We start from the raw sequence: 23,800 nt of genomic DNA, 5'->3' as shown, positions 1-23,800 counted from the left end.
CGTTCCGCCGCAGGCACGATCCGTGGCGGCGACCACCGCAGCCGGCAACCGTGAAGACCGCGTGCACACAGAGTCGGCTTCGTTCATCTAGCATGAAAGGCTCGCCCACTCAGAGCACCCCATGGAGCACCCCGTTACTACCCGAGATTCCCTGCTGATCGGCCTGGTCGGGGTGCTGGTCCTGCTGACTCTTGTCGCCGACCTGTTCACGCCGCTGGGCTACGCCGTCTGGTGCTTCTACTTCGTCTGTGTCGGCCTGACCCTGTTCCAGCGGCGACTGGCCGCGCCCTTCGTCGTGGCCTTCGCGGCGGCGTTGCTGATGGTCGTGGGCGCCAGGTATTCGCCGGACGGCATGCGCTCGGGCGTGGCTCTGGTCAACCGGGCCATCGGCGCGGCATCGACCTGGGCCGTGGCCATCGTGGTGTGGCAGGCCTTGCACGCACGGCGCAACGCCAGGCGACTGCTGTGGCTGCAGGAAGCCGAGAACGAGCTGGGCACGACCTTGCGCGGCGAGCAGACGCCGGCCGAGCTGGCGGTCAACGCCACCCGCTGCCTGGCCCGGCAACTGGGTGCCCAGGTCGGCGCGCTCTACCACCTGCGCGGCAGTGAGCTGGTGTTGCTGGGCGGCATCGCGCTCGACGGTGACCAGCCGGCACGACTGCCGGCCGACGCCGGACTGCTGGGCGAGACCCTGCAACTGGGTGAAGCCCGCCGACTGGCAAACCTTTCCGTCGACCACCTGGCGCTCTCCTCGACGCTGGGCCGCAGCCCCTCCAGCGAGCTGCTGATGACCCCGGTCACCGCCGACGGCGAGTTGATCGGCGCGCTGGAATTGGGCCGCATCCCGCGCGAGGATACGCTGGACGTCGAACGAGCCTTGTTGCAGCAAAGTGCCGAGATCATCGGCGTGGCCATGCGTACCGCGGCGTTCCGCCAGCGACAGGGCGAACTGCTGGAGGAGACCCAGCGACAGAGCGAGGAACTGCAGGCACAGCAGGAGGAACTGCGCGTGTCGAACGAGGAGCTGGAGGAACAGGCCCGCGTGCTGCAGCAATCGCAGGCGGAGCTGGAGACCCAGCAAGCCGAACTGGAACAGACCAACGTGCACCTGGAAGAGCGTACCCACGAGCTGGAAGCCCAGCGCAAGGGTTTGCTGCTGGCGCAGGCCGAACTGAAGAAGAACGCCGCCTCGCTGGAAGCCACCAGCCGGTACAAGTCCGAATTCCTCGCCAACATGTCGCACGAGCTGCGCACGCCGCTGAACAGCTCGCTGATCCTGGCCAAGCTGTTGTCCGACAACAAGGACGAAACGCTGACACCGGAACAGGTGAAGTACGCGCAGGCAATCCACGCCTCCAACAACGACCTGCTGGCGCTGATCAACGACATCCTCGACCTTTCCAAGATCGAGGCCGGCCACATCGAAATCGTGGCAGAGCCGATGGCCTTGTCCACGGTGACGCAGCGCCTGCACGACACCTTCGATCCGTTGATCCGGCAAAAGGGATTGTCCTTCGTGATCGAGGCCCTGCCCGGCACGCCCGACCAGATCACCGGCGACGCCCAGCGCCTGCAGCAGGTGCTGAACAACCTGCTGGCCAACGCGGTGAAATTCACCGATGCCGGCCAGGTCTCGCTGCGCATCGAACCGGCGCGGGGCCAACGCCTGCGCTTCGTGGTCTGCGACACCGGCATCGGCATCCCGCACGACCAGCAACAGGTGGTCTTCGAGGCATTCCGCCAGGCCGACGGCAGCACCAGTCGCCGCTTCGGCGGCACCGGACTGGGCCTGTCGATCTCGCGCGAACTGGCCCAGCGCATGGGCGGCGACATCACCGTCGACAGCGAACCGGGACGCGGCAGCTGCTTCACCCTGGAGCTGCCGGTGGAAGGCCACGCCAGCATGCCGCCAACGCCTGCGGCAGCTGTCCCCGTTCCGGCAGCCGCTGCAGCGAAGGCCGTGACGCCGGCTTCCCCGGCGGCAGACAACGTCGGCGTGGCGGTGAAGGACGACCGCGCCGAACGCCATCGTCCCAGCCGCCTGATCATGGCGGTGGAAGACGACCCGGCGTTTGCCGAGGCACTGGTCAACCTTGCCCACGAGATGGATTTCGACTGCGTGGTGGCCCGCTCCGCCCAGGAGGCGCTGCAGACCGCCCACGAACTGTCGCCCAGCGGCATCCTGCTCGACATCGGCCTGCCCGACATTTCCGGACTCAGCGTGCTGGAACGGCTCAAGCGTGACCCGGTGACGCGGCACATTCCGGTGCACGTGGTATCGGCGCTGGAGCGCACGCAGGTGGCGATGGAACTGGGCGCCGTCGGCTTCGTGCTGAAGCCGGCCACGCGCGACGTGCTGATCGGCGCCATCCGGCAACTGGAAGATCGCCACCAGCGCGAGGTGCGCCACCTGCTGATCGTCGAGGACGACACCCGGTTGCGCGACAGCCTCAAGCTGCTGCTGGCACGCGACCAGCTGGAGATCGTCGCGGTGGGTACGGTCGGCGAGGCGCTGCAGCAACTGTCCGCCAGCACCTTCGACTGCATGGTCACCGACCTTTCGCTGCCCGACGGCACCGGCTACGACCTGTTCGAGCACATGGCCGCCAGCGAGGCATACGCGTTCCCGCCGGTGATCGTCTACACCGGCCGTTCGCTGACCCGCGACGAGGAACAGCGGCTGCGGCGCTATTCGAAGACCATCATCATCAAGGGCGCGCGCTCGCCCGAGCGGCTGCTCGACGAAGTCACCCTGTTCCTGCACAGCGTCGAGGCGTCGCTGCCGGCTGACCAGCAGCGCCTGCTGCGTCGCGCGCGCCAGCGCGATTCAATGCTCGACGGCCGCACCTTCCTGCTGGCCGAGGACGACGTGCGCAACATCTTCGCGCTGTCCAGCGTGCTGGAGCCGCTGGGCGTGAAACTGGAAATCGCCCGCAACGGCCGCGAGGCGCTGGAGTATCTGGCGAAGAGCGAGGTCGACCTGGTGCTGATGGACATCATGATGCCGGAGATGGACGGGCTCACCGCGATGCGCAGGATCCGCGAGCAGCCGAAGCTGGCCAGCCTGCCGATCATCGCGCTCACCGCCAAGGCAATGGCCGACGACCGCGAACACTGCATCGAGGCGGGCGCCAACGACTACATCGCCAAGCCGATCGACGTCGACAAGCTGGTTTCGCTGTGCCGTGTGTGGTGCCCGAAATAATGAAGGACCAGGAAGTCGAGCTGTTCGACATGGAGGTGCGGCTGCTGATCGAGGCGGTGTACCTGCGCTACCACTACGACTTTCGCAACTACGCGGTGAGCTCGCTGCGCCGGCGCATGCGCCACGCGATGATGCGCTTCGGCTGCGAGCGGCCCAGCGACCTGCAGCATCGCCTGCTGCACGAGCCGGACGTGTTCGCCCAGGCGCTGCAATATTTCACCGTGCAGGTCTCGGAAATGTTCCGCGACCCGGGCTATTTCCTGGCGCTGCGCCAGCAGGTGCTGCCGGTGCTTGGCACCTATCCGTCGATCAAGCTGTGGGTGGCCGGCTGCAGCACCGGCGAGGAAGTGTGGTCGCTGGCGATCCTGCTGGCCGAGGAAGGCCTGCTGGAGCGTTCGCTGATCTACGCCACCGACATCAACCCCGAATCACTGAAACTCGCCGAGGCCGGTGCGTTTGCGCTGGACCGTATCGCCGGGTTCAGCCGCAACTACGTTGCCGCCGGCGGCAAGCGCTCGCTGTCGGACTACTACACCGGCGCCTACCAGGGCGTGGTATTCGACCGCGGCCTGAAGAAGCGCATCGTGTTCGCCGACCACAGCCTGGCCACCGACAGCGTGTTCTCGGAAGTGAACCTGGTGTCCTGCCGCAATGTGCTGATCTACTTCAACCGCGGCCTGCAGGACCGTGCCGTCGGCCTGTTCCGCGATGCCCTGGTGCCGCGCGGTTTCCTGGGCCTGGGCAGCAAGGAGTCGCTGCAGTTCGGCATGCATGCACACGACTTCGAGCTGTGCGTGCCGGCGCAGCGGCTGTACCGCAAGGTGGTCGCGTGAACGGCCACCTCGACTTGCGCCACGACGTCGACGCCATCGTGATCGGCGGCTCGGCCGGCGGTGTGCAGGCGCTGCACGCACTGCTGGCGCAACTTCCCGCCGACTTCCCGGTGCCGGTGCTGGTGGTGCTGCACCTGCCCCGCGACCGGCCCAGCCAGATCGCGGACCTGCTGGCCACGCATTGCGCGCTGCCGGTACGCGAGGCGATCGACAAGATGCCACTGGAACAAGGCGTCGTCTTCGCGCCGCCGGACTACCACCTGCTGGTGGAGGACGAGTCCAGCCTGGCGCTGTCGATGGACGAGCCGGTGCTGTTTTCGCGCCCCGCGATCGATCCGCTGTTCGTCTCCGCCGCCGCCGTGTTCTCGCGCCGGCTGCTGGCGATCCTGCTCACCGGCGCCAGCGCCGACGGCAGCGAAGGGGTGGCCGCGGTCCGGCGTGCCGGCGGCACCGTGTGGATACAGCAACCGGACGATGCGGTTGCCAGCTTCATGCCGGCCGCCGCGCTGGCGCACGCCGGCGCCGAGGCGGTACTGACCCTGAAAGACCTGTGCGAACGGATGGCCGCTGCCTAGCATGAAAGAACACTTCTCCGACGAACTTGCCACCGGCGCGACGCCGACCACCAACATCCTGATCGTGGACGACGTTCCGCAGAATCTGGTGGCGATGGAAGCGCTGCTGCAGAGCGAGACCATGCACATCCTCAAGGCCGCCTCCGGCGCCGAGGCACTGGAACTGCTGCTGGTCCACGACGTGGCGCTGGCCCTGCTGGACGTGCAGATGCCGGAAATGGACGGCTTCACGCTGGCCGAGCTGATGCGCGGCTCGCAGCGCACCTGCAACGTGCCGATCATCTTCCTTACCGCCTCGCCCAACGACCCCACGCGTTCGTTCAAGGGCTACGAGAGCGGCGCGGTGGATTTCCTGTACAAGCCGATCGACCCGCACGTGATCCAGAGCAAGGTCAACGTCTTCATCGAGCTGCACCGGAACCGGGTGCTGCTGCGCGCCCGCAACGAGATGCTCGAGCGCTCGCTCACGCTCAACGAAACCATGATCGCCGTGCTCACCCACGACCTGCGCAGCCCGCTCACCGTGATCATGCTGGGTGCCGACAGCCTGCGTTCCCACGTCAAGGACGGCCCGCTGGCCAGGACCGTGGCGGCGATGGAGGCCAGCATCATGCGGATGGGCCGGATGATCGGCCAGCTGCTCGATTTTTCGCGCATCCGTTCGGACATCCTGCACCTCGAATGGCGCGAGGGCGACCTCGGCACCATCGCCGGCAACGCCGTCAGCGAAGCGCAGCAGGCCCATCCGGATCGGGTCATCGAGCTGACGACGCACGGCGCGCTGCAGGGGTGCTTCGATACCGACCGGCTCGGCCAGGTGTTCTCCAACCTGATCGGCAACGCGCTGCAGCACGGCGCCGTCGACGCACCGGTCGAAGTGACCGTCGATGGCAGCGAGGCCGAACAGCTGCGCATCGTCGTGCGCAACGCCGGCCAGGTGCCGGACGCCCTGCTGCCGCGCATCTTCGAACCCTTCAAGGGTGCCGGCAGCCGCAGCGAGGGCCTGGGCCTGGGCCTGTACATCGTCGATCAGTTCGCCCGTGCGCATGGTGGCGAAGCCAGCGCACGGAACATCGACGGACACGCCGAGTTCGAGGTGCGCATCCGTCGCCGCGGCCCGGCCACGCCCGTGGCCGGTGGCTGAAGCGGGTCGCGGCCCGGTCTACAATGGCCGGCCCAGCACAACCGGGACCTCCCGAACATGCGCAATCCGCTGCAGGAACAACTGCTCAAGGCCGGCCTGGTCAACAAGGCCAAGGCCGCCCAGGTCGTGCGCGAACAGGCAAAGAAGCACAAGGGCAAGGCGCCCGCAGCCGCCAGCGCCGAACAGCTCGAGGCGCAGCGCCTGCAGGCGGAAAAGGCCGAGCGCGATCGGGCCATCGCCGCCGAACGCAATGCGCAGCTGCGCCTCAACGAGGCACGCGCGCAGGTGCGCCAGATCGTCGAGGCGCACAAGATCAAACGCGAAGGCGAGATCGCCTACCGCTTCACCGACGGCAACCGGATCAGGGACGTGCTGGTGAACGAACCGCTGCGCGCGCAGCTGGCCGCCGGCACGCTGGTGATCGTGCGCCACGGCGAGGGCTACGAATTGCTGCCCCGCGTGGCCGCCGACAAGGTGCGCGAACGTGACGCGGCGATGATCGTGCTCGACCACGGCCACGCGGAAGCCACGGCCGGCAACGAGGCCGACGACGAGTATTACAAGCAGTTCGAAGTGCCGGACGACCTGATCTGGTAGCGCATCAGCGCTTCAATTCCAGCAAATCCCAGCCGTTCCCGTACAGATCCTCGAACACTGCCACCGTGCCGTAGCTCTCGTGCCGCGGCTCCTCGCGGAAATGCACGCCTTGGGCGCGCATGCGCTGCCAGTCGCGCTGGAAGTCGTCGGTGTGCAGCAGCAGGAAGACGCGGCCACCGGTCTGGTTGCCGATGCGCGAGGCCTGTTCGTCGCCGCTCGCTTTCGCCAGCAGCAGGCGCGTTTCGTGCGAGCCCGGCGGCGCCAGCAAGACCCAGCGCTTGCCGCCGCCCATGTCGGTGTCCTCGATCAGCTCGAAGCCCAGCGCCCGGGTGTACCAGGCAATCGCTTCGTCGTAATCGGCGACCAGCAGCGCCAGCGCGCCCAGATGCTGTTTCATGCCCTTTCCGCCTTGAGTGTCGGCAGCGGCCCCAGCTCCGCCTGCAATTTTTTGGTGAGTTTCGCGCGGACCAGGGTGTACGCGTCGAGGATGTACGCGGCCAGTTCGGCGGTGGCGAAGCGCTGCGGTTCGGTGATCGATATCCAGTGCGCCCGCGCCAGATACGGCGCCGGAATGATGCCGGGTTGATCGGTGAGCGCGAGGAAACGGTCGTCGTCCACCTTGAACGACAGCCGCCCGCCCTCGCTGCCATCGGACGGCATCACCGCAAACATCTTGCCGCCCACGCTGAATACCATGTCGACACCCCATTTGGTGTCACGGGTGACTCCCGGCCAGTGGCCGCAGAGCGCCTGCAGCTGGGCCGCCGTTAGGCCGCGAACGGGTTTGCGGGCCATGCCATCGCTCCGGTGGGGATTTCGGCCCGCATTGTGGAGGGCCAAGGCATTTCTGTCTGTATCTCCCGTGCTGCACCATCCGCGAACCGGTCGATGCCATGGCGCGCAACCATGTGACAGCCCACCGCAGCTTCCGTCATTGCAAATTCATGCTGCGGTGCACACAATACGCAAAAGTATGGAGCTGCCATGATCCCTGCCATCGACTTCGCCGCCCCCACCCGCTACGCCGCACTGCCGCCGCGCAGCAGCGAACGCTTCGCCCGTCCCCGCGTGGCGCCGTCCCCGCAGGGTGAGCAGGTGCGCACCCAGGACGGGCGGGAACTGGTGCTGCGACCGATCCAGGCCAGCGACGTGGCCGCGATGCAGCGCTGCTTCACCCGGCTGTCGCCGGAGGACATCCGCCGCCGTTTCCTGCACGCGATGTCCGAGCTGCCTGCGCCGATGGCCCAACGCCTGTGCCGCATCAACCCCGCGCTCGAGACCGCTTGCGTGCTGATGGACGAGTCCGAGCAACCGGCCGAGATGCGTGGCGTGGGCCGGATCTATGTCGACGAGGCCACCGACAGTGCCGAGTTCTCGGTGCTGGTGGAGCAGGACTGGTCCCGTCGTGGCCTGGGCGCCCTGCTGATGCAGCGCCTGGTCGACGATTGCCGCCGCCGCGGCCTCGCCGAACTCTGGGGCTACGTGCTGCTGGAAAACCGGCCGATGCTGCAGCTGTGCCGGGAGCTGGGCTTCACCCAGCGGATGATGCCGGACGAACCGGGCACGGCGCAGATCACGCTGAAGCTCTGAAAGGCTCTACCCCACCCGGCCCTCCCCTGCTTGCAGGGGAGGGAGCAACGCCGTCAGATTTTTCGCCCGCTCGGCAGGCGCTCCGGCACATCGCGTTACACTTGCCCGCTTTCCCCGGCGCGGCACTTCTGGCGGCGCCCTGCACACGCGTCCCCATGACCAGCCCGATCAAGCATCCGCCCCTGCCGACCACCCCGAAGCAACGCCGCTACTGGACGCCGCCCCATGGCTCCGGCCGGGCCTTGCTGATTGCCGAGGCGGCGCGTTCGCACGAAGGCCTGCTGGTGGCGGTAACCCGCGATACCCAGCGCGCCCAGGCGCTCGAATCGGAGCTGAAGATCTTCGCCGGCGGTCTGCCGGTGCTGCATTTCCCGGACTGGGAAACGCTGCCCTACGACGTGTTCAGCCCGCATCCGGAGATCGTCTCGCAGCGCATCGCCACCTTGTACCAGTTGCCCGGCGTGAAACGCGGCGTGCTGGTGGTGCCGATCGCCACGCTGATGCAGCGGATCGCGCCGCGCGCGCACATCACCGGTTCCGGACTGGTGCTGTCCAGGGGCCAGAAGTTCGACCTGGCCGCCGAACAGCGCCGGCTTGAGGCCTCCGGTTACCGTCACGTGCCCCAAGTGGCCGAGCCCGGTGACTTCGCCGTGCGCGGCGCCCTGCTCGACGTTTTCCCGATGGGCACGGCCGAGCCGTATCGCATCGAGCTGTTCGACGATGAGGTGGATTCGATCCGCAGCTTCGATCCGGAAACCCAGCGCTCGCAGCAGCAGGTGGACAAGGTCGAGCTGCTGCCGGCACGCGAGTTTCCGCTGACCGACGAAGCGGCGAAGGAATTCCGGGGCAACCTGCGCGAACGCTTCCCGATCGACGTGCGCCGCTGCCCGCTGTACCAGGACATGAAGGAAGGCGTCACGCCCGGCGGCATCGAGTACTACCTGCCACTCTTTTTCAAACAAACCGCCACGCTGTTCGACTACCTCGCCGACGACGCGCTGTTCGTGCTGGGCGAAGGCGCCGGCGAAGCGGCCGAGCAGTTCTGGACGCAGACCGCCGAACGCTACGACCAGCGCGCGCACGACATCGAGCGCCCGGTGCTGCCGCCGGCCGAGCTCTACCTGCCGCCGGAGAAACTGCGCGAACAGCTCAACAGGCGGCTGCGGGTGGAAGTGGTCGAAGCCGGCCACGAGCACGCGATCGACACCGGCACCCAGCCGGCGCCGGAGCTGCCGCTCAATCGCAAGGGCGAGGAACCCGGCACGTCGCTGCGGCATTTCCTGTCCAGCTATCCCGGCCGCGTGCTGATCGCGGCGGATTCGGCGGGGCGGCGCGAGGCGCTGATCGAGACGCTGGCCGCGGCGGGGTTGAAACCCGAAGTCATCGAGGACTGGAGCGCTTTCCTCCTCCCCCTGCGTGCAGGGGGAGGCCGGGAGGGGGTTGCTCCGGCTGGCGAAGAAGCACAAGCCAGAGCACCCCTCCCCAACCCTCCCTTGCAAGCAGGGGAGGGAGTCAAGTTCGCGATCACCATCGCTCCGCTGGAACAGGGTTTTGCGCTGACCAAACCCGCGCTCGCCGTGCTCACCGAGCGCGAACTCTACGGCGAGCGGGTGCGCAGCGAGCGCGACCGCAAGCGCCGCCGCGGCACCGCGCGCGATCCGGAAAGCATCATCCGCGACCTCACCGAGCTCACCATCGGCGCGCCGATCGTGCACGTGGATCACGGCGTGGGCCGCTACCAGGGCCTCGCCTCGATGGATGTGGGCGGCATGGATGGCGAGTTCCTCACCATCGAATACGCCAAGGGCGACAAGCTCTATGTGCCCGTCGCACAGCTGGGCCTGGTCAGCCGCTACTCCGGCACCGCGCCGGAACTGGCGCCGCTGCATTCGCTGGGCGGCGATGCGTGGGAACGCGCGCGCCGGAAGGCCGCGGAAAAAGTGCGCGACGTGGCCGCCGAACTGCTGGCGATCTATGCCCAGCGCCAGGCACGCGGCGGCGAGTCGATGCCGATCGACCGGCAGATGGTCGAACAGTTCGGCAGCACCTTTCCGTTCGAGGAAACCCCCGATCAGGAAACCGCGATCGAGGCCGTGCTGGAGGATCTGGCCGCGCCCCGCGCGATGGACCGGGTGATCTGCGGCGACGTGGGTTTCGGCAAGACCGAGGTGGCGCTGCGCGCCGCCTTTGCCACCGCCACCGCGGGCAAGCAGGTTGCCGTGCTGGTGCCGACCACCCTGCTCGCCCAGCAGCACTACCGCAACTTTGCCGACCGCTTCGCCGACTGGCCGGTACGGGTCGACGTGCTGTCGCGCTTCAAGTCGACCAAGGAAGTGAACGAGGCGCTGAAGCGTCTTGCCGACGGCCAGATCGACGTGATCGTGGGCACCCACAAGCTGCTGCAGCCGGACATCCGGTTCAAGAACCTGGGCCTGGTCATCGTCGACGAGGAACAGCGTTTCGGCGTGCGCCAGAAGGAGCAGCTGAAGAAGCTGCGTGCCGAGGTCGACCTGCTGACGATGACCGCCACGCCGATCCCGCGCACCTTGAACATGGCGATGGCCGGCCTGCGCGACCTTTCATTGATCGCCACGCCGCCGGCGCATCGCAGCGCCGTGCGGACCTTCATCTCGGCCTGGGACCCGGCCACGATCCGCGAGGCGTTGCAGCGCGAGCTGTCGCGCGGCGGCCAGGTGTACTTCCTGCACAACGAGGTGCAGAGCATCGAGCGGATCGTGCGCGAACTGGAGGAGCTGGTGCCCGAGGCGCGCATCCGCATCGCCCACGGCCAGATGCCCGAGCGCGAACTGGAAGGCGTGATGGCGGATTTCCACCGCCAGCGCTTCAACGTGCTGGTGTGCACCACGATCATCGAAACCGGCATCGACATCCCCAGCGCCAACACCATCATCATCAATCGCGCCGACCACTTCGGCCTGGCCCAGCTGCACCAGCTGCGCGGTCGCGTGGGCCGTTCGCATCACCGCGCGTATGCATACCTGGTGGTGCCCGACCGCAAGTCGATCACCGCCGACGCGCAGAAGCGGCTGGAAGCACTCGCCTCGCTGGAGGAACTCGGCGCCGGCTTCACCCTGGCCACCCACGACCTGGAAATCCGCGGTGCCGGCGAACTGCTCGGGGACGAGCAGTCCGGCCAGATCCAGGAGATCGGCTTTGGCCTGTACACGGAGCTGCTCGATCGGGCGGTACGCGCGCTGAAGTCCGGCAAGGTGCCGGATTTCGACCTGAGCTCCGAGCACGAGACCGAAGTCGAGCTGCACCTGCCCGCCTTGATCCCCGACGATTACCTGGGCGACGTGCATCACCGCCTGACCCTGTACAAGCGCATCGCCAGCGCCCGCAGCGAGGACGACCTGCGCGACCTGCAGGTCGAGATGATCGATCGCTTCGGCCTGCTGCCCGATGCCACCAAGCAATTGTTCGCGGTGGCCAGCCTGAAACTGATGGCCACCCCGCTGGGCATCCGCAAGCTGGACTTCGGCCCCAACGGCGGCCGCATCACCTTCCGCGAGAAACCCGAGATCGACCCGATGGCCATCATCAGGCTGATCCAGCAACTGCCCCGCGTTTACAAGCTGGACGGCCAGGACAAACTGAAGGTGATCCTCGACCTGCCCGGCGCCAGCGAGCGCATCCGCAGTGCCCAGGAAGTGCTGGTGCTGCTGGGCGCGCGCCGACCGGGCTGACGGCGCCACATCGCTGACGCCCAGGGTCCGGACTGGACCCGTCCCGGCGCCCGCGTCGCGACGGGGGCCACCGGGACGGGGCGCCGCAGCGCGCTCGCGCCGAGGTTTGCGAGCGCCGCCGGAGCACTGGCACGGGGCGTGCTTGACACTGGCCGCAAAGGTCGGCAGGTTGGATAGTCGACCCGTCGGGAGCATGCTGCGCGGTGGGTCCGTGGCCCGTCGGCCGGCGCAGGGGATGCGCCGGTGCCACCTTACCCATGTTTTCCGGCAACACGATCCAGCGCGTGCGATCCCGCAGGAATTCGGCAGGGCGGAGAAAGGCAGATGGAGAGGCTGCTCACACTTCTGACACCACGGCATCCGCCACTTGCATGGCGCGCCCTGCTGTCGACCTTGCTCTGGCTCGCCCTGGGAGTGGCCCATGCTGCCACGCCGCTGAATGGAGCCTGGCGCCAGGTGCGCAGCGGAGACACGCCGGCGGCGGTGATCGCGGAATACCGCGAGGGCGCACTGAAGAGTTTCGACCCTTCGCTGCTGCAGCGCTTTCCCCACGACGGCGGCGGCAGCTGGGTGGTCATCGCGCCGCAACCGCCCTGGGACAACAGCGAGCGCGTATTGACGATCTACCCGCCCACCCTGGCCAACGTCGCCGTGTTCGCCGGGAGCACGTCGACCGCCCTGGCGCTGGACGACTTCAGCGCATCCTTCCACGGTCACGGCCGGCTGGCATGGCAGGTTCCCGCCGGCATGGCCGCGTCCGCACCGATCCTGCTGCGTTTCGAGCCCTCGGCAACCCTGGTGGCGCCGGTGCGCTTCGAGATCCAGCCCATGCGCGACTACCTGCAGCAGGACGCGCAATGGCTGGTGTTCGCCAGTGCCTGCTTCGCGGTGATGCTGGCGATGGTGCTGATGGCCCTGTGTTTTGCCGGCATGCTGCGGGACGTCACCTATGCCTGGTACGCGGGCTACATCCTTTGCTACTGCCTGATCCAGGGCATCCAGACCGGCTTCGTGTTCCATCCGCTCGAATGGGAATGGCTGTCAGGCATGGCCGTGATGGTCGGCCCCGCCGCGGTCGCACTGTCGGTGGCGTTTGCCTCGCTGTTCATGACCCGCTTCTGCGAACTGCAGCGTTATGCGCCCTTGCTGCGGGTGCCGATCACCGCGCTGGCGGTGGGCATGATCCAGCTGGTGCTGATGCGCAGCAGCCAGATCCCGCTGCTGGTGCACGTGGCGCAGATCCTGCTGAACCCCCTGCTGATGATCGGCGCGGCGCTGTTGCTGATAGCCGCCATCGTGGCGGCCGCCCGCGGTTCGCGGCAGGCCTGGTTCTTCCTGGTCGGGTGGACACCGCTGCTGCTGCTCACCGCGTTGAGCAGCGCCCAGGTCAACGGCGCCCTGCCGCAACTGGACTGGCTCAATGACGCCAGCGTGGCCGGCGGCGCCTTCGAGGCGGTGGTCCTGTCGCTGGGACTGGCCGACCGTGCGCTGCGCCTGCGCCACGACCGCGACGTGGTGCGCGTGCTGGCCGACCGCGACGCGCTGACCAACGTGCTCAACCGCCGCGGCTGGACCGAACGGGTCAACACCCTGCTATCGGCCGGCACGGCGCAACCGATGGCCCTGCTGTTCCTGGACCTCGATCACTTCAAGCTGCTGAACGACCGCCAGGGCCACAACACCGGCGACCGCGCCCTGGTCGCGGTCGCCAATGCGCTGACCGCCGAGCTCCGGCCCGGCGACCTGTTCGGCCGCTACGGCGGCGAGGAGTTCGTCGCCCTGCTCGACAACACGCGGCCGGAACAGGCCATGCACGTGGCCACCCGCCTGTGTCGCCGCATTCACCGTCTGGAGATTCCGGTGAGTGCCGAGGCGCTGCTCAGCATCAGCATCGGCATCACCATCCGCCAGCATGACGACGACGTGGAATCGCTGGTCGAGCGCGCCGACCAGGCGATGTACGACGCCAAGCTCAAGGGGCGCAACCGGGTCTGCATGTATCGCCAGGACGATGGCGAGCTGCGCGGCGCCGCCCCGTCTCCGGGCCGGCGCCTGCACATCGTGGAGCGGCGCGAATCGGACAAGTAGGCCATCGCGCCGCGCCGTCCGTCAGGACCTCGCCGCCAGCTCCTTCGCCGCGGCCACCACGTCGGCCTCGCCAGGCAGCACCAGCAGCGCCGCACCGGCCAGTGGCGTGAACGTGTCGGCACCGACCACGCGATGCAGCGGCGTGGCGCCGCAGCCGCCCTCGACGATCGCGGTGATCACGCCCTCGCCCACGCCCGCGCTCTTGCGACCCTCGTCCAGCACCAGGATGCGTTTGGCCGTCCGTGCCTGTGCCGCGATGAAGGCATCGTTGAGCGGCGCCAGCCAGCGCAGGTCGACCACGCGCACCTGCCACTTCAACTCCGCTTCGATCGTGCGCGCGGCGCGCAACGCCATCGGCACGCCGTTGCCGAAGGTGAATATCACCAGGTCATTCGCCGCCTCGTCGTAGACGCGGCCCTCGCCCAGCGTCATTGCCTGGTCCGGTGCCGGATACTCGAACTGCCACTGGCCGTCGCCGGCCTCGTACAGATCCTTGGTCATGTACAGCGCGATCGGTTCAAGGAACGCGCACACGCGGCCGTCCACCTTGGCCAGCGCCATCAGCGTGCGCAGCATCATCGCCGCGTCGTCGCCGCGACTGGGGCAGCCGACCACCAGGCCGGGAATGTCGCGCAGCGCAGTGATCGAGTTGTCGTTGTGGAAGTGGCCGCCGAAACCCTTCTGGTAGCCCAGCGAGGCCACCCGCATCACCATCGGGTTGCGGTACTGGTTGTTGGAGAAGAACTGCAGCGAGGCCGCCTCGCCGCGGATCTGGTCGCAGGCGTTGTGGAAGTACGCCAGGTACTGGATCTCCGGCATGGGCAGCATGCCCATGTTGGCGTAGCCCTGGGCCAGGCCCAGGATCATCGTTTCGTCCAGCAGCGTGTTGAACACGCGGCTGCCCTTGAAGGTCTTGTTGAGGCCCTTGGTGACGGTATACACGCCGCCCTTCTGCGCCACGTCCTCGCCGAACAGCAGCGCCTCGGGATACTTCGCCAGCAGGTCGTGCAGGGCCTGGCCGATCTGGATGGCCAAATGCCGCGGCGGCAGCTTCTCGGGCAGCTTCGCCTCGCCGCCGAACACCGCCAGGCGCTTCTCGGCGTAGTCGGCGCGCGTGGCCTCGGCCTTCACCGCGGCCGGCGTGTACGGCGCCAGCGGGGCCATCACGTCGTCCAGCGAGGTCAGCCGATGGCGCGAATCCGCATCCTCGGCGGCAGCGAAGCAACGCTTGCGGGTGGCTTCGTACAGGTTCAGCAGTTCGTCCTTCGAATACAGGCCGGACTCCAGCGCGATGCCGGCCGAACGCAGCAGCGGGTCGGAGCATTCGACCGCGAACAGCTCCTCGATGCTGCGCCACTCGATCTCGAAGTCGGTGCCGGCGTGGCCCATCACGCGGGTGGTCTTCAGGTGCAGGAAGGTCGGCCGGCGCGTCGTGCGGCAATGCTCCACCGCGCGCTGCACCTGGGCGTAGCCTTCGGCCATGTCGAGACCGTCGGCGAAGAAATAGTCGAGGTTTGCGCGATGCTGGTAGTTGTTCGCGACCCAACCCGACGGCGTCTTCACCGAGATGCCGATGCCGTTGTCCTCGCACACGAACAACACCGGCGCGGGCAGCTTCTGGTAGGCCGTCCACGCCGCGGTGTTGAACGCGGTCTGCGCAGTGGCGTGGTTGCTGGAGGCGTCGCCGAACGAACAGATCGTGATGCTGTCATCGGGAATCGGCAGCTGATGGCCGATGCGGCGCGCCTGCTCGATCGCCACTGCGGTGCCCAGCGCCTTGGGCAGGTGCGAGGCGATCGTCGAGGTCTGCGGCAGCACCCACAACGGCTTGGACCCCCAGACCTTGTGGCGACCGCCGGAAGCCGGGTCGTCCTTGCTGGCGGCGAAGGACAGCGCCGAATCCATCACCGGGTCCATGCCGGGAATCTTGCGGAAGCGCTCGGCCATGAAGCCGCCGGAGCGGTAATGCAGGAAGGCCGGATCGGTGTGGCGGGTCAGCCGCGCCACCATCGCGTTGCCCTCGTGGCCGGACGAGCCGATGGTGTAGAACACCTTGTTCTGCACGCGCAGCACGCGCGCCATCAGGTCGAGGTGACGCGAGATCAGCTGCGACTCGAGAAGCTCGCGGAAACCGCGGGCATCCAGCGCGCTGCCCGGCAGCACCGCAGCGTCATCGCGCGGCGCGGCGCGCACCTCGCCATTCCACAACTGCACGAACTCGATGAAGTTCTGGTCGACGACCTCGGCACGGTTGAAACCCTTGTGGCGAGCGCTGATGGCAAACGGAATGGCGGTCATGGCGAATTCGTGTGGGTGGACAGGCAGCCGCAAGGCGGCATCAATGGAGGGATACGACGGGCACGCTGAAGAGCGGAGCGGCCAGTGCGCGCAAGGCGGCAATGCGGGGCGCGTCCTTTTCGCGACCGAAGCTTGCAAGCAGACGGATCTGGTCGTCGACCGAAGGCACCGGCACGGCGAGGCCGTTCACGCCGGCCAGCACCAGCTTTCCCGGCAGCACGGGCTGCCAGCGATCATCGACATGGAGTTCAAGCGCGCCCATCACCTCGACCGGCGCACCGGGAAAACGGAAACGGGCGAAATGCGAGCGGAAGCGATCGTCGTCGGCTGGCGCAAACGCGGACTCGCGGCGCGCTGCCCAGTGCGCCATCAGGCGTTCCGCGTCCGCCCGCGAGGTCAGCACATCCACATCGGCCGCGCCGGTCTGCGCACCCAGCAGCAGCGCCGCGGTGCTGCCGATCAGGCACCACGGATCGACGCACTGCACGTGCAGGTCAGGCACGATCTCGGCCAGGGTGGCGTAAAGCGCAGGCGACAGGTGGCTCATGCGCGACGCCGGCGCCACTGCTCGCGGGTCTGTGCCCAGACTTCGTTGGGCGAATCCTCATACGGCGCCGGCAACCTGCCGGGGCCGCGGCAGGTCGAACCCAGCCGCTGTGCCAACGCCTGCGAGGCGCGATTGTCCGGATGGATGGAATGGATCATCTCGTCCCAGCCAAGCCGGTCGAAGGTCCAGTCGATCGCGGCTATGCAGCCTTCCAGCGCATAGCCCTTGCCCCAGGCGCTGCGGGCCAGGCCCCAGCCCACCTCGGTGCCGGGCCAGCCTTCCGGATGCCAGGGGCCGAGCCGGCCGATCCACTGGCCGCTGCTTTTCTCGATCACCGAAAACATCGAGAAGCCCTGGATCATCCACGCCCCGCTCGATGCCAGAAATCCACGCCACGCCACGGCGCGCACCTGCTGCCCGCCGATGAAGCGGGCCGCTTCGGCGTCGGCCATGTTGGCGGCATAGGCGTCGAAATCCTCTGCCCGCGGCGGCCGCAGGATCAGGCGTTCGGTGTCGATGCGCAGCGAATCGAAATCCATGCGCGGCAAACCCCTGTCAGAACGCGTTGATGCCGGTCAGTTCGCGGCCGACCACCAGCTCGTGCACGGTCTCGGTGCCTTCATAGGTGATCACAGATTCCAGGTTCAGCGCGTGGCGGATCGCGCCGTGCTCGGTGGTGATGCCGGCGCCGCCGAGGATGTCGCGGCACTGGCGCGCGATGTCGATGGCCATGCGGCAGTTGTTCCACTTGGCCAGCGAAACCTGGGTCGGCTGCATCTTGCCGGCATCCTTCAGGCGACCGAGCTGCAGCGACAGCAGCTGGGCGGTGGTGATGCGCCTGGCCATGTCGGCCATCTTCAACTGCACCGCCTGGTTCGACGCCAGCGGACGGCCAAACAGGATGCGCTCGGCCGTGTAGTCCAGCACTTCCTTCAGGCAGGCCTGCGCCGCGCCGATCGGGCCCCAGGTGATGCCGTAGCGCGCCTGGGTCAGGCAGCCCAGCGGGCCCTTCAGGCCCTTCACGTTGGGCAGGCGCGCGCTGTCCGGCACGCGCACGTTGTCGAAGAACAGCGCGCTGGTGACCGAGGCGCGCAGGCTCATCTTCTTGTGGATCTCCTGCGCCTTGAAGCCGGCCGTGTCGGTCGGCACCACGAAGCCCTGGATGCCGTCCTCGGTCTGCGCCCACACGATCGCGATGTGCGCCAGGTTGCCGTTGGTGATCCACATCTTGGCGCCGTTGATGACCCAGTCGCCGCCATCCTTCCTGGCGTTGGTCTTCATGTTGGCCGGGTCGGAGCCGCCGTGCGGTTCGGTCAGGCCGAAGCAGCCGATCACCTCGCCGGCCGACATCTGCGGCAGGTAGTGCTTCTTCTGCTCCTCGCTGCCGTAGGCATAGATCGGGTACATGCACAGCGAGCTCTGCACCGAGGCGAAGCTGCGCAGGCCCGAATCGCCGCGCTCCAGCTCCTGGCAGATCAGGCCGTAGCTGACGCCGTTCATGCCGGCGCCGCCGTATTCCTCGGGGATGGTGGCGCCGAGCAGGCCCAGTCCGGCGATCTCCGGGATCAGCTCCTTCGGGAAGCGGCCCTGGTCGAAGCAATCGCCGATGATCGGCAACACGCGCTCGTCGACGAAACGGCCGACGGAGTCCTGCACCATGCGCTCCTCGTCGGTGAGCAGCGAGCGGACATCGTACAGATCGAGCGGATTCAGACTGACAGCCATGGAAGCTCCGGCAAGGGCACGTAAAGCGGGCATTGTAGCGCGGGCTGACCTGCCCCGCAGGCCGAAAGCGGGCTTGCGACGCGTACAATTCCCGCCGGTCACCCCGCCGCTCCGGAATCCCATGTTCAAAGGCGTCTTGCTAGGCTTCATGGCCTTCGCCGCGTTCGCCCTCAGCGATGCCTTCGTGAAGCTGCTGCGGGGCTCGCTGCCACCCTACGAGGCGGTGTTCTTCGGCGCGATGCTGGGGCTGACCGCCCTGCCCTTCATCAAGGGCCCCGGCGACCGCTGGCGCGACGTGGTGCAGGCGCAGCGCCAGGGCCTGTGGCTGGTGCGCGCGGTGGCCAGCGCGATCGGCAGCATTTCCGCCGTGGTCGCGTTCACCGCGCTGCCGATGGCCGAGGCGTTCGCGCTGATCTTCCTGCTGCCGATCTTCGTCACCATCCTGTCGGTGCTGGTGCTGAAGGAGCACGTGGGCTGGCGCCGCTGGTCGGCGGTGGTGGCCGGTTTCATCGGCGTGCTGGTGGTGTTGCGACCGGGATTCCGGGTGCTGGGCATCGGCCATCTTGCAGCGATCCTCTGCGGACTTTCGGGTGCGATCTCGATGATCGCGCTGCGCCTGGCCGGCCCCCACGAGAAACGCCTCACCCTGTACGGCGCCGGCATGATCGGTTCGCTGCTGTTCGCCGGGCTGATGATGCTGGCCGACTTCCGCTGGCCCGGACTGGCGCAGTGGCTGTTCCTGCTCGGCTACGGCCTGCTCGCCGCGCTGGCCTCGGTGCTGCTGATGCTGGCCACCCAGCGCGCGCCGGCCAACCACGTCGCGCCGACCCAGTACAGCCAGATGCTGTGGGCGGTGCTGCTGGGCTACGTGCTGTTCCACGACGCGCTGGACTGGCCGATGGCGATCGGCATCGCGATCATCTTGGGCGCCGGCCTGTTCACCTTCGTGCGCGAGGACAGGGTCACGCGCTGGTGGAGGCGCGCGCGGGTGGTGTGAGGGCCGCCAAGGCTCAGCCGGCGGCCGTCGCGGCCAGGCGCTGCAGCCTTGCTGCGCAACGGGCCAGTTCGACGCGAAGCTTCGCAGGCCTGCGGATCTCGAAGTCGAACGCCAGCCCGGCCAGCTGGCGGGCGAACCAGTCGAGATCATCGGCGCTGCTGCGCAGGAGCACGCCGCCTTCGACCGGCTCAAGCACGCCGAAGGCAAGCGAGAACACCCGGCGCGCCGTCTGCAGGTCCGTGTGCAGCAGCACCTCGATCGGGTGGGCATGGGCGATCGCGCCGATGGATTGCAGCAGCTGACCCAGCGCATCGAAACCCAGCGGTCGCCGGAACGACGGTTCGAGCAGGCTCACCTCGCCCACGCGATCGAGCCGGAACGAACGCAGGCCATGACGCAGGTGGCACATGCCCAGCGCGTACCAGGCACCGGCCCGCCAGGCCAGGCCGTAGGGATCGAACTCGCGCTCGGTGCGCACGCCCGCGGCCGATTCGTAATGCATCCGCACCCGCCGCTGCGCCTGCGCGGCACCCGCCAACGCGATCAGTGCCGCGTTGCTGCCCGGCGTGCCCGAGGCCGGCAACAGGTCCACCTTCACCGTGTCGGCAATCGCATTCGCGTGGCGCTTCAACTTGTCGGGCATCACCCGCGCCAGCTTGGCCTGCACGCTTTCCACCGCCGGTGACGCTTCGGCCAGGCCCAGCCCCCGCGCCGCCACCAGGCCGACCGACAGCGCCACCGCCTCGTCGTTGGTGAACATCATCGGCGGCAACTTGAAGCCGGCGACCAGCATGTAGGCACCGGCGCGGCCGCGCTCGGTGGTGAGCGGGATGCCGAGGTCCTCCAGCGCCACGATGTAGCGCCGCAGCGTGCGCACGTCGACGCCGACCCGGCGCGCCAGTTCCGGCCCGCTCATGCGGCCGTGGCTCTGCAACAGGTCGAGCACCGCCAGCACGCGGGTGGTGGGTTTGGCCATGGTCGCCATGGTAACGGCGAATCAGGGCGATTATTGCCCTGTATGTGCCTTAGCGTAGGTCTCGCGCGACTCGGCGCTCAGCCAGGAATCCCCATGAACCACGTCCAACGACTGTTGTCCGGCACCGTCGCGGCCATCGCGCTCGGTCCCGCCCTGTCGGCACACGCCACCAACGAGGCCCCCACGATGGAAAGCGTGCAGCATCTGCAGGATTACCAGGTCGTCGAGTTCCGTCGTTACGTCACCAGCGACGGCGAGCTGGCGCACTTCGTCAAATATTTCGACGCGTACTTCCCGGAGGCCTTCGAGCAGCTCGGCGCGATGGTGTTCGGTCAGTTCGCCGAGCGCGGGCATCCGGACCGCTTCACCTGGCTGCGCGGCTTCCACGACATCAACGCGCGAGCGATCGTCAACGCGGCGTTCTACTACGGGCCGCTGTGGAAGGAACACCGGGCCAAGGTCAACGCGATCCTGCCCGACAGCGACAACGTGATGCTGTTGCGCCCGCTGCACGCGGATCAGGGCGTCAGCGTGCTGCCTGCGGTGGACCCGGTCACCGAAGAAAGCGGCGCACGGGGTGTCGTGGTCGCGCAGATCTTCGCGGTGAAGAAGGGCAGCGAGGAAGCCTTCGCGAAACAGGCCGAGGCGGCGTTCGACGCCTATCGCGTCGAAGGCGTGCACCCGGCCGGCGTGCTGGTGTCGCTGGACGTGCCGAACAACTTCCCGCAGCTGCCGATACGCAACGACGGGCCGTTCCTGGTGTGGCTGGGCGTGGTCCGCGACAACGCCACGCTGGACAAGCAACTGATGCCACGGCTGGCGGCCGCCGAACAGTCGCTCGCCGCCAGCGGCCTGCTGCGCGGCACGCCGGAGCGCGTGGTGATGGACCCGACCCCGCGCTCGCGCCTGCGCTGGTTGTCCGATCCGAATGCGGAGGGCGCGCCATGAGCCACTACGAACAGCTGTGGCTGTTCTTCGCCTTGGTCTTTGGCATCGTGGTGCTGCCCGGGCTGGACATGGCCTTCGTGCTGGGCAGCGCGCTGGCCGGCGGACGCCGCCGCGGCTTCGCCGCCGTGGCCGGCATCGTCGCCGGCGGGATCTGCCATGTGCTGATGACGGCGCTGGGCATCAGCGTGCTGATCAAGCTGGTGCCCGGCGCGTTCAACGCCCTGCTGCTGGCCGGCGCGCTGTACATCGCGTGGATCGGCGTCTCGCTGATGCGCAGCGGCGTCTCGTTCGGCTTGCAGCCGGATACCCAGCCACGCTCGCGTGTCGCGACGTTTCGCCAGGGCATGCTGACCAGCCTGCTCAACCCCAAGGCCTACCTGTTCATGCTGGCGATCTTCCCCCAGTTCCTGCACCCGGAAGATGGATTGATCTGGCTGCAGGCACTGGTGATGTGGCTGATCATCGCGCTCAACCAGTTGTGCGTTTACGGCGGCGTGACCTTGCTGGCCGATCGGGCGCGGCAATGGCTGCACGGCAAGCCTGCCGCCGGGACCATGGCGACGCGCTGCGTGGGCGCGCTGCTGGTCGCGGCCGCGATGTTCACGGGCGTCGAGGGGTGGAGGGGCATGCAGCCCTGAACCGGGCCTCAGTGATTGCTTACGCCGTGCGGCACGTGGCCGGTCGCCACGTGCTTGCGCGCGGACTCCACGTTGGCCGGGGAATCGTCGAAGAAGATGTCGGCGCCGAACGCATCGAGGAACGGACCCTTGTCGCGGCCGCCGAGGAACAGCGCCTCGTCGATGCGCACACCCCAGCGCCGCAGGGTAAGGATGACCCGCTTGTGCGCGGGCGCGGAGCGCGCCGTGACCAGAGCGGTGCGGATCGGCGAGTTCTCGGCCGGAAACGCCGCCTGCAGCCGGTGCAGCGCGGTGAGGAAGCCGCGGAACGGACCGACCGACAACGGCTCGGCGGCGTGCTCGGTCTCGCTGCGATGGAAGGCTTCCAGCCCTTCCTCGCGTGACACCCGTTCGCCCTCGTCGCCGAACAGCACGGCGTCACCATCGAACGCGATGCGCAGTTGTTCGCTGGCACGCGGCGGCGCGGTGCTGGGCAGGATGGTGGCCGCAGCCACGCCGGCGGCCAGCGCGCGACCGACATCCTCGGCATTGGCGGAGAGGAACAGATCCGCCTTGAACGGTGCGATGTAATCGGACGTAGGCGCCCCGCTGGTGAATGCCGCGCGGCTGATCTCCAGTCCGTGGTGCTGGATCGCGTTGAAGATGCGCAAACCGGTGTCGCCGGAGTTGCGCGACAGCAGGATCACCTCGACCGGCGGCACGTCGCCGGCAAGCTTGTTGAGGCCGAGCAGTTTCTGCACCAGCGGAAAGGCCACGCCGGGCTGCAGGATCTCGTTCTCGTGATCGATCTGGAATGCGCGATAGGCGTCCAGGCCATCGCGCTCGAACAAGGCGTGGCTGTCGCCGAGGTCGAACAGCGCGCGCGAGGAAATGGCCACGACGAGTCGGTTGTCGCCAACGGCGGCCGGATCGTGCGCATCGGCGGTGGGAGTGGTCATGCGTTCCGCATCGGGTCAGGGGACGGCATTGAATCTAGCAAAGCCGGGGTGGTTGCGGGGGAGCAAACGCCTTTCACTCCGCCGCAAACTGCTCATCGAGGATGCGTTGTTCCAGGTTGTGTTCCGGATCGAACAGCAGCCGTACGCCCTGGTCACCCGACTGGCGGATGGACACGGTGCGTACGTCGCGCACTTCGTGGAAGTCCGCGGTGGCGCTGACGGGTCGCTTGCCCGGATCGAGCACGCGCAGAACGACCGCGGTGCGATGGGGCAGGATCGCGCCGCGCCAGCGACGCGGGCGGAACGGACTGATCGGGGTAAGCGCCAGCACGTTGGCATCCAGCGGCAGGATCGGGCCGTGCGCCGAGAGGTTGTAGGCGGTGGAGCCGGCCGGCGTGGCCACCATGATGCCGTCGCAGATCAGGTTGGGCAGCTTGACGATGTCGTTGAGCTGCACTTCCAGGTGTGCCGCCTGGTTGCTCTGGCGCAGCAGCGAGACTTCATTGAAAGCCAGCGCCGCGTGTTCGTTGCCGGCGCCATCGGTGACCTGCATCTGCAGCGGGAACAGCGACGCCGTGTGGGCACGGGCGATCCGCTCGGGCAGGCCATCGAGCTTGTGCTTGTTCATCAGGAAACCGACCCGACCCAGCTTCATGCCGTACACCGGCACTTCCAGTTCGCGCCAGTCATGCAGCGTGCGCAGCATGAAACCGTCGCCACCCAGCGCCACGATCAGCTCGGCCTGCTCCGGCGGCACGTCGCCATAACGCTCCACCAGCTTGCGCCGCGCCTGCTGCGCGACGCCCGCATCACTGGCAACGAAAGCTAGGCGCATGGCAACCCCGAGGTGGCGGAAAGAGCCCAAGAGTACGACAGAGCGGCTAGTTCGTGACTCCCCGCAAAGAGCACCCCCTCCCAACCTCCCCCTGCAAGCAGGGGGAGGGGCAAAGCCAAACAGAGGCGAAGCTGGATCGTGCCGGGATACCCTCCCCTG

20 protein-coding genes are annotated in these 23,800 nt (G+C 67.8%); 11 read left to right on the top strand and 9 right to left on the bottom strand.

Annotated features, from left to right (window positions below):
* The first annotated feature begins 121 nt into the window (after positions 1–121).
* The 5 genes from UU7_RS02120 to UU7_RS02100 are packed head-to-tail and all read left to right on the top strand — an operon-like array spanning position 122 to position 6,354.
* On the top strand, positions 122–3,205 hold the full coding sequence (locus UU7_RS02120; protein ID WP_007804925.1) for a response regulator: 3,084 nt from the start codon (positions 122–124) through the stop codon (positions 3,203–3,205).
* Complete coding sequence (locus UU7_RS02115; protein WP_425480496.1) at positions 3,181–4,038, top strand: CheR family methyltransferase; 858 nt, start codon at positions 3,181–3,183, stop codon at positions 4,036–4,038. Before UU7_RS02120 ends, UU7_RS02115 begins: the two co-directional genes overlap by 25 nt.
* Positions 4,035–4,613, top strand: coding sequence for a chemotaxis protein CheB (locus tag UU7_RS02110; RefSeq protein ID WP_007804921.1), 579 nt, complete (start codon positions 4,035–4,037; stop codon positions 4,611–4,613). Before UU7_RS02115 ends, UU7_RS02110 begins: the two co-directional genes overlap by 4 nt.
* Before the next feature lies 1 nt (position 4,614).
* Entirely contained in the window at positions 4,615–5,757 is a 1,143-nt protein-coding gene (locus UU7_RS02105) for a hybrid sensor histidine kinase/response regulator (protein ID WP_007804919.1), read from the top strand.
* A 57-nt stretch (positions 5,758–5,814) separates the two neighbouring features.
* Positions 5,815–6,354, top strand: a complete 540-nt coding sequence (locus tag UU7_RS02100) for a DUF2058 domain-containing protein (RefSeq protein WP_007804917.1) — start codon at positions 5,815–5,817, stop codon at positions 6,352–6,354.
* Positions 6,355–6,358: 4 nt separating this feature from the next.
* On the opposite strand, the gene UU7_RS02095 is transcribed toward UU7_RS02100, so the two are convergent.
* Positions 6,359–6,751, bottom strand: coding sequence for a VOC family protein (locus UU7_RS02095; RefSeq protein WP_007804916.1), 393 nt, complete (start codon positions 6,749–6,751; stop codon positions 6,359–6,361).
* Positions 6,748–7,149 carry an MmcQ/YjbR family DNA-binding protein gene (locus UU7_RS02090; protein ID WP_007804914.1) on the bottom strand — a complete coding sequence of 134 codons (402 nt, stop codon included), beginning with the start codon at positions 7,147–7,149 and terminating at the stop codon, positions 6,748–6,750. The genes UU7_RS02095 and UU7_RS02090 overlap by 4 nt, the downstream gene beginning before the upstream one ends.
* Before the next feature lie 189 nt (positions 7,150–7,338).
* On the opposite strand from UU7_RS02090, the gene UU7_RS02085 reads away from it, so the two are divergent.
* From UU7_RS02085 to UU7_RS02075, 3 genes are all read left to right on the top strand, one after another.
* A complete protein-coding gene (locus tag UU7_RS02085) occupies positions 7,339–7,944 on the top strand; it encodes a GNAT family N-acetyltransferase (RefSeq protein WP_007804913.1) in 606 nt (201 codons plus the stop codon).
* 155 nt (positions 7,945–8,099) lie between these two features.
* The gene (mfd, locus tag UU7_RS02080; protein ID WP_007804910.1) at positions 8,100–11,651 is read left to right on the top strand and encodes a transcription-repair coupling factor; all 3,552 of its coding nucleotides are present in this window, start codon (positions 8,100–8,102) and stop codon (positions 11,649–11,651) included.
* 324 nt (positions 11,652–11,975) lie between these two features.
* The gene (locus tag UU7_RS02075; protein WP_007804909.1) at positions 11,976–13,739 is read left to right on the top strand and encodes a GGDEF domain-containing protein; all 1,764 of its coding nucleotides are present in this window, start codon (positions 11,976–11,978) and stop codon (positions 13,737–13,739) included.
* Positions 13,740–13,760: 21 nt separating this feature from the next.
* Here the strand turns inward: UU7_RS02075 and UU7_RS02070 are convergent, their stop codons facing one another.
* Genes UU7_RS02070 through UU7_RS02055 form a run of 4 tightly spaced genes read right to left on the bottom strand, consistent with a single transcriptional unit; the run spans position 13,761 to position 18,309 of the window.
* A complete protein-coding gene (locus tag UU7_RS02070; RefSeq protein ID WP_007804906.1) occupies positions 13,761–16,037 on the bottom strand; it encodes a thiamine pyrophosphate-dependent enzyme in 2,277 nt (758 codons plus the stop codon).
* A gap of 40 nt (positions 16,038–16,077) precedes the next feature.
* Positions 16,078–16,584, bottom strand: a complete 507-nt coding sequence (locus UU7_RS02065; protein WP_007804904.1) for a nucleotidyltransferase family protein — start codon at positions 16,582–16,584, stop codon at positions 16,078–16,080.
* Positions 16,581–17,123, bottom strand: coding sequence for a GNAT family N-acetyltransferase (locus UU7_RS02060; RefSeq protein WP_007804902.1), 543 nt, complete (start codon positions 17,121–17,123; stop codon positions 16,581–16,583). The genes UU7_RS02065 and UU7_RS02060 overlap by 4 nt, the downstream gene beginning before the upstream one ends.
* Positions 17,124–17,139: 16 nt before the next feature.
* Positions 17,140–18,309, bottom strand: a complete 1,170-nt coding sequence (locus UU7_RS02055; protein WP_007804900.1) for an acyl-CoA dehydrogenase family protein — start codon at positions 18,307–18,309, stop codon at positions 17,140–17,142.
* Between the two features lie 121 nt (positions 18,310–18,430).
* On the opposite strand from UU7_RS02055, the gene UU7_RS02050 reads away from it, so the two are divergent.
* Positions 18,431–19,306 (top strand): DMT family transporter, encoded by an 876-nt coding sequence (locus UU7_RS02050; protein ID WP_007804898.1) that lies wholly within the window; start codon positions 18,431–18,433, stop codon positions 19,304–19,306.
* A 13-nt stretch (positions 19,307–19,319) separates the two neighbouring features.
* Here UU7_RS02050 and UU7_RS02045 read toward each other — a convergent pair whose 3' ends face one another.
* Positions 19,320–20,282, bottom strand: a complete 963-nt coding sequence (locus UU7_RS02045) for a helix-turn-helix transcriptional regulator (RefSeq protein WP_040672747.1) — start codon at positions 20,280–20,282, stop codon at positions 19,320–19,322.
* A 93-nt stretch (positions 20,283–20,375) separates the two neighbouring features.
* Between UU7_RS02045 and UU7_RS17310 the strand changes: the two genes are divergently transcribed.
* Positions 20,376–21,230, top strand: a complete 855-nt coding sequence (locus UU7_RS17310) for an NIPSNAP family protein (RefSeq protein ID WP_007804895.1) — start codon at positions 20,376–20,378, stop codon at positions 21,228–21,230.
* Positions 21,227–21,868: a LysE family translocator gene (locus UU7_RS02035; protein WP_007804893.1), complete on the top strand. Its 642-nt coding sequence runs from the start codon at positions 21,227–21,229 to the stop codon at positions 21,866–21,868. Before UU7_RS17310 ends, UU7_RS02035 begins: the two co-directional genes overlap by 4 nt.
* 8 nt (positions 21,869–21,876) lie before the next feature.
* Here the strand turns inward: UU7_RS02035 and UU7_RS02030 are convergent, their stop codons facing one another.
* Together UU7_RS02030 and UU7_RS02025 are read right to left on the bottom strand one after the other, a co-directional pair.
* Positions 21,877–22,806, bottom strand: coding sequence for a 5'-nucleotidase (locus UU7_RS02030; RefSeq protein ID WP_007804892.1), 930 nt, complete (start codon positions 22,804–22,806; stop codon positions 21,877–21,879).
* 73 nt (positions 22,807–22,879) lie between these two features.
* Complete coding sequence (locus UU7_RS02025; RefSeq protein ID WP_007804890.1) at positions 22,880–23,641, bottom strand: NAD kinase; 762 nt, start codon at positions 23,639–23,641, stop codon at positions 22,880–22,882.
* Positions 23,642–23,800: the final 159 nt, after the last annotated feature.

Origin of the sequence: Rhodanobacter spathiphylli B39, assembly GCF_000264295.1 — a bacterium.
GTDB classification, from domain to species: Bacteria; Pseudomonadota; Gammaproteobacteria; order Xanthomonadales; family Rhodanobacteraceae; genus Rhodanobacter; species Rhodanobacter spathiphylli.
Note: the sequence above shows the minus strand (reverse complement) of the source record. Positions and strands in the feature narration are given on the sequence as shown.

Bases quoted from the DNA above. Each gene is read 5' to 3' on its own strand.
- UU7_RS02090 (WP_007804914.1), bottom strand. From the start codon at position 7,149: ATGGCCCGCAAACCCGTTCGCGGCCTAACGGCGGCCCAGCTGCAGGCG.
- UU7_RS02120 (WP_007804925.1), top strand. From the start codon at position 122: ATGGAGCACCCCGTTACTACCCGAGATTCCCTGCTGATCGGCCTGGTC.
- UU7_RS02030 (WP_007804892.1), bottom strand. From the start codon at position 22,806: ATGACCACTCCCACCGCCGATGCGCACGATCCGGCCGCCGTTGGCGAC.
- mfd (WP_007804910.1), top strand. From the start codon at position 8,100: ATGACCAGCCCGATCAAGCATCCGCCCCTGCCGACCACCCCGAAGCAA.
- UU7_RS02095 (WP_007804916.1), bottom strand. From the start codon at position 6,751: ATGAAACAGCATCTGGGCGCGCTGGCGCTGCTGGTCGCCGATTACGAC.
- UU7_RS02060 (WP_007804902.1), bottom strand. From the start codon at position 17,123: ATGGATTTCGATTCGCTGCGCATCGACACCGAACGCCTGATCCTGCGG.
- UU7_RS02025 (WP_007804890.1), bottom strand. From the start codon at position 23,641: ATGCGCCTAGCTTTCGTTGCCAGTGATGCGGGCGTCGCGCAGCAGGCG.
- UU7_RS02085 (WP_007804913.1), top strand. From the start codon at position 7,339: ATGATCCCTGCCATCGACTTCGCCGCCCCCACCCGCTACGCCGCACTG.
- UU7_RS02035 (WP_007804893.1), top strand. From the start codon at position 21,227: ATGAGCCACTACGAACAGCTGTGGCTGTTCTTCGCCTTGGTCTTTGGC.
- UU7_RS02100 (WP_007804917.1), top strand. From the start codon at position 5,815: ATGCGCAATCCGCTGCAGGAACAACTGCTCAAGGCCGGCCTGGTCAAC.
- UU7_RS02055 (WP_007804900.1), bottom strand. From the start codon at position 18,309: ATGGCTGTCAGTCTGAATCCGCTCGATCTGTACGATGTCCGCTCGCTG.
- UU7_RS02075 (WP_007804909.1), top strand. From the start codon at position 11,976: ATGGAGAGGCTGCTCACACTTCTGACACCACGGCATCCGCCACTTGCA.
- UU7_RS02105 (WP_007804919.1), top strand. From the start codon at position 4,615: ATGAAAGAACACTTCTCCGACGAACTTGCCACCGGCGCGACGCCGACC.
- UU7_RS02050 (WP_007804898.1), top strand. From the start codon at position 18,431: ATGTTCAAAGGCGTCTTGCTAGGCTTCATGGCCTTCGCCGCGTTCGCC.
- UU7_RS02045 (WP_040672747.1), bottom strand. From the start codon at position 20,282: ATGGCCAAACCCACCACCCGCGTGCTGGCGGTGCTCGACCTGTTGCAG.
- UU7_RS02065 (WP_007804904.1), bottom strand. From the start codon at position 16,584: ATGAGCCACCTGTCGCCTGCGCTTTACGCCACCCTGGCCGAGATCGTG.
- UU7_RS02070 (WP_007804906.1), bottom strand. From the start codon at position 16,037: ATGACCGCCATTCCGTTTGCCATCAGCGCTCGCCACAAGGGTTTCAAC.
- UU7_RS17310 (WP_007804895.1), top strand. From the start codon at position 20,376: ATGAACCACGTCCAACGACTGTTGTCCGGCACCGTCGCGGCCATCGCG.